Origin of the sequence: Desulfonatronospira sp. MSAO_Bac3 (genome assembly GCF_003838035.1) — a bacterium.
Taxonomy (GTDB): Bacteria; Desulfobacterota; Desulfovibrionia; order Desulfovibrionales; family Desulfonatronovibrionaceae; genus Desulfonatronospira; species Desulfonatronospira thiodismutans.
Genome location: NZ_QYZY01000242.1, coordinates 1 through 3,868, shown reverse-complemented (window position 1 = coordinate 3,868; position 3,868 = coordinate 1). Strand labels below are relative to the sequence as shown.

The window sequence follows — 3,868 nt, the reverse complement described above, 5'->3', positions numbered from 1 at the left end:
CTCCACCCCATAAGCAAACATAAAAAGCAAAAGCACCAGCATGACAGCCAGAACAGCCACAGCCTTGCTCAACCAGGCACCTTCCACCACCTGTGCCGACTGCAGATCCACGGCAGTGACCACATGCCAGCTCAATTCAGGAATCCAGGCAAGTGATATGAGCTGTTTTCTACCATCCAGGTCGGCCCAGAAAGTCTGAACCTGAGCGGGATTTTCCCGGGCCATCTGCATGGCCTGATTCAGTCTTTGAACGTACCCCGGTGTGGAGAAATGGCTCTGTAGAAAAGACTGATGCCTCTCAGGACGCAGCTGCGCATCAATCTCTGCACCTGAACCATAGGCTATGAGGCTATGGTCCGGATGGGCCTGGATAAGACCTGCCGAGTCCAGAATAACAGGAGTTACCCCGGGTTCATCCACCGCAATGAACTCCTGGAGAAAGCCGGATAGATCAAGGCCAGTGCCGGCCATGCCAATCTTTTGTTCACCATTCCATACTGGCACATTTATCCAGACCTTGACTTCATCCAGGTGCACATCCGGATTTACATTGATATTGTAGGTGCCGAACTCCATTGCACTGAAAAACCAGGAATCGTCAGGATTTTCAGGGTCCAGATAATAGCGGGGCTCCTGGCTTTTTTCCTTGTCGGGACCGTTGTAGTAGTAAGCCAGGGTTTCCCGGTTGACTAAAAAATAGCTGCTGTCCTGAAAAACATCCTGGTATCCCTGTGCTTCCTGAAAAAAGATGGACCTTTTGTTTTCCGAAAGAGGATCCTGCAGCCACTGCCTCAACAGGACTGAGTCTGCAAAGCGCTGGGCCAGGGCCAGCTCTTTGCTTACAGGCTCCTTAATCTCCTAGGCCTTGAGCAGGGTAAAGTTTTCTGTGTAGGCCCGCCCGAAATAGTTCTTGCCGCTCTCCAAGACCTGCCAACCAATGAGGATGGTCGGCACCAGGGCCACCAGACAGGCTGCAACCAGAGCAAGAAGGAATTTTTTGCGGAGGGTAAGCTTGAATATATTCATTTTTTTAGTTCAGCTGGACAAGCACATTACGCTGCAACAGCTGCATTCAATCTGCTTTAGATTTGTTCGGGACCTGTTCATAACTGCATGGAAAAAGGCCTTGGGCAGGAAGTGAACCTACAGCCCGAAGTTTTAAGTAACATGGAAGGTTTTAAAATTGCAAGCACTCTTAGGGAAGGTGCCAGGATGGATTTGTCACTCACCAAAAAATACAATGACTATTGCCCTTAATAGCAAAGGGCGTTTTTTACCCATTTTCGGTCAAACCTGATCTGGGTAAAAAAGCCAATGTCATCCTGCCTGCCCGGAATACTGCCGGATCCATTTTTCCAGCTCCTGCCGGTGGATGAGATCCAGCACTTGAAGTTCATCTTTTTCATACCTGATCATAAGCCGGTGATAAAGTCCGATGCGCACCCTGTAAACCGAGGAAAGCCGCTCCAGCCTTTTACTCTGGCGCAGGGTGTCCCTGTGGTGCGAGGCAAATCCTGCTGCGGCCCGCAGGGCTTTGGCTACAATGCCTGCCGGCAGATTCTCGCAGCTTTTTCTGAACTGTTCGGTATATACAGGAATAAACACTTTGTTGACCGCCAGGCCATCTTCCTGGGCCGGTTCCTGCTCAACATCTTCAGACTTTTCCTTGTCCTGCCCGGCCTGATCCTGAGTTTTGTACTTTTCCTTCTGCTTGGACTCAAGCTGGCTGCGCAACCTGCTGCGCTCATTCTGCTGCTCTTTGATTTCCATTTTCAAACGCTCAATACGCCGCTTTAAATGAGCAACATCGGCCTGCTCCCCGGTCCGGTCCTGACTTTGAGCCTGCTCTGCACCGCCGGTCTTTTTGAGTCTGTTTTCCTTTTCCAGCCTCTCGCTCAGATTTTCAAGTTCACGTTCCTTGTCCCGCAATTCCCGCTCCTGCCTGAGAGCATCACGGCGTCCTTCTGAGATTTGTTGTTTAAGCTCCTGGATCTCCCTGTCTTTGGCCTCGAGATCAACATCCTGCTCAAACTTATCCATGGACCATTCCAGATAATCTTCAACAGGGTCATCCAGGGGATCAAGGTCCAGATCCGCTCTGGAACTGCGAAGAACATTCATTAAGAATTTACTATCCAGAAAAGAGCCCCTTTCATCCAGCAAAGCTGAACGAATGAAGATTATGCTCAGGGCGGGAAACAGTTTTTCAAAGCAAAAAGCAAAGTCCACAGGATTATAATTGAAAAAATCGTCCTGGTTGCTGAGAACATTTTGACAGTACTTTTCCATCTCCATAAACAGATCTTTGTTTTCCAGGAGAAACATGTGAAAATCTCTGCAGGCATAGTCTGGTTCATCTTCCGGTAAATGGCTGCGAATCAATTTAGACAACTCAAGATTGCCGTCATCCAGGGCTTCTTGCTCAAGGTCATGCATACGCTCAAGGGCAAACTGCTCCTTTTCCGGTCTGCCCTTGAGCTCCAAAAGCATATTGTAGCCTGTTTCAAGCAGGCCGAAAGAGACGGCCTTCCGGTATGCAGCTAACAACTGCCTGGGGTTGAGTTTTTCAGGATCAACCTTTTTCAGCTGGTATGCCCGCATATTGTCAATAACGCCGGTGTCTTCCACCAGATCCGGCGAAGCCATCACTTGAGACATGGTCAAGCCGGCATAGGGGGATGCATCATGAAGAAGCTCCTCGTCCTTTTCCAGGCAGCATTTTTTATATTTTTTGCCGCTGCCGCAATGACATGGTGCATTTCTGCTGATTTTGGCCACAGGCCGGCGGACTGTTTGAGATCTGCCGATGTAGCTGGGAGCTCTGGACCTGGGCAGTTCTTCATGAATGTCTTTTTCCACCAGAATTGGCAGAGATTTGCTCAGCCAGTCATTGTCCTGCAGCATGTTCAAGGCTGCCTGAATATAAACCCTGGTCTCGGGAAGCAGTAAGCCGTGCTGCATTTTTGTCAGAACCTTTTTTACTTCCTGATTCCTGGTGCCCGACCTGATACTTAACTCTGCCGCAAGTACAGCGGCCAGCACATTTCTCTGACTGGAAATATCCCTGGCTGTGGCAAGGTCAAGCAATGGTCCTATAGATTCTTCATCCTGGTCCCGAAAGGGATAAATAAAATCATCCAGGTTATCCACAACTTTCAGTGACTGACACAGTACCTGGGGGTCAAAACGCATTCTTTCCCAGGCAACGGCATTGAGCATAATGCCCAGGGCCTTATCTTCGCCATCATAAATCAGCTTCTGCATGAGATCTGTTAGATCCTGAGATGGCATCTGAGCCAGGTCCCTGGCCAGTTCTGAAACTGAAGGCGCACAACGATCAGTTTTACGCAGCCTTTCTATCAGCTTTCCATTAATCATAATCTGCTTGAGAGTTAAAAGTTATGAGTTGATTGCTACCAGACGTCCCTCCGGGGTCAGCAGGTCGACCACTGCCGTTTTTGGGTTCAGATTCAGCCGTAACTCTACAGGGGGGAGATTTGCCAATTTGCCTGTCTGCCAGGCGGGTAATGCCTTGCTGGGGATCTTTTATTCTTCAAAACCGTGTGTGCGGAGCACCCGTGTGCCCGCTAAAATTCCGCAGGACAGCAAAGCGTATTTTAGTCGGGTGTACGACTGAAGGCTTCCCGTGCCAAAGAAGATTTTTTTGGCACCCCAGTTTAATGCCCTGCGGGCTAGCTCGTTGAGCTATTCAACGGGGCAGGCTGGCAACTTCGTTGCACACCCCGGTGAAACCCGCTGCGCTGACCCAGCACTCACTTTTCCATTTGTTTGCTTGTGATGAAACCGAAATTATTAAAGTGAGTGCTGGGTGTTTCACGGGGCGAGCGGGCGGCTCTGCCGCTCACGG

General features: G+C 49.7%; 3 protein-coding genes. All 3 read right to left on the bottom strand.

What is annotated here, in order from left to right; translation table 11 throughout:
• The coding region (locus D5S03_RS08370; RefSeq protein ID WP_287043436.1) for a hypothetical protein at window positions 1–795 on the bottom strand (795 nt) is incomplete at its 3' end.
• A 63-nt stretch (window positions 796–858) separates the two neighbouring features.
• The gene (locus tag D5S03_RS08365; RefSeq protein ID WP_287043434.1) at window positions 859–1,026 is read right to left on the bottom strand and encodes a hypothetical protein; all 168 of its coding nucleotides are present in this window, start codon (window positions 1,024–1,026) and stop codon (window positions 859–861) included.
• A gap of 291 nt (window positions 1,027–1,317) precedes the next feature.
• Window positions 1,318–3,378: an SEC-C metal-binding domain-containing protein gene (locus D5S03_RS08360; RefSeq protein ID WP_008868951.1), complete on the bottom strand. Its 2,061-nt coding sequence runs from the start codon at window positions 3,376–3,378 to the stop codon at window positions 1,318–1,320.
• Window positions 3,379–3,868: the final 490 nt, after the last annotated feature.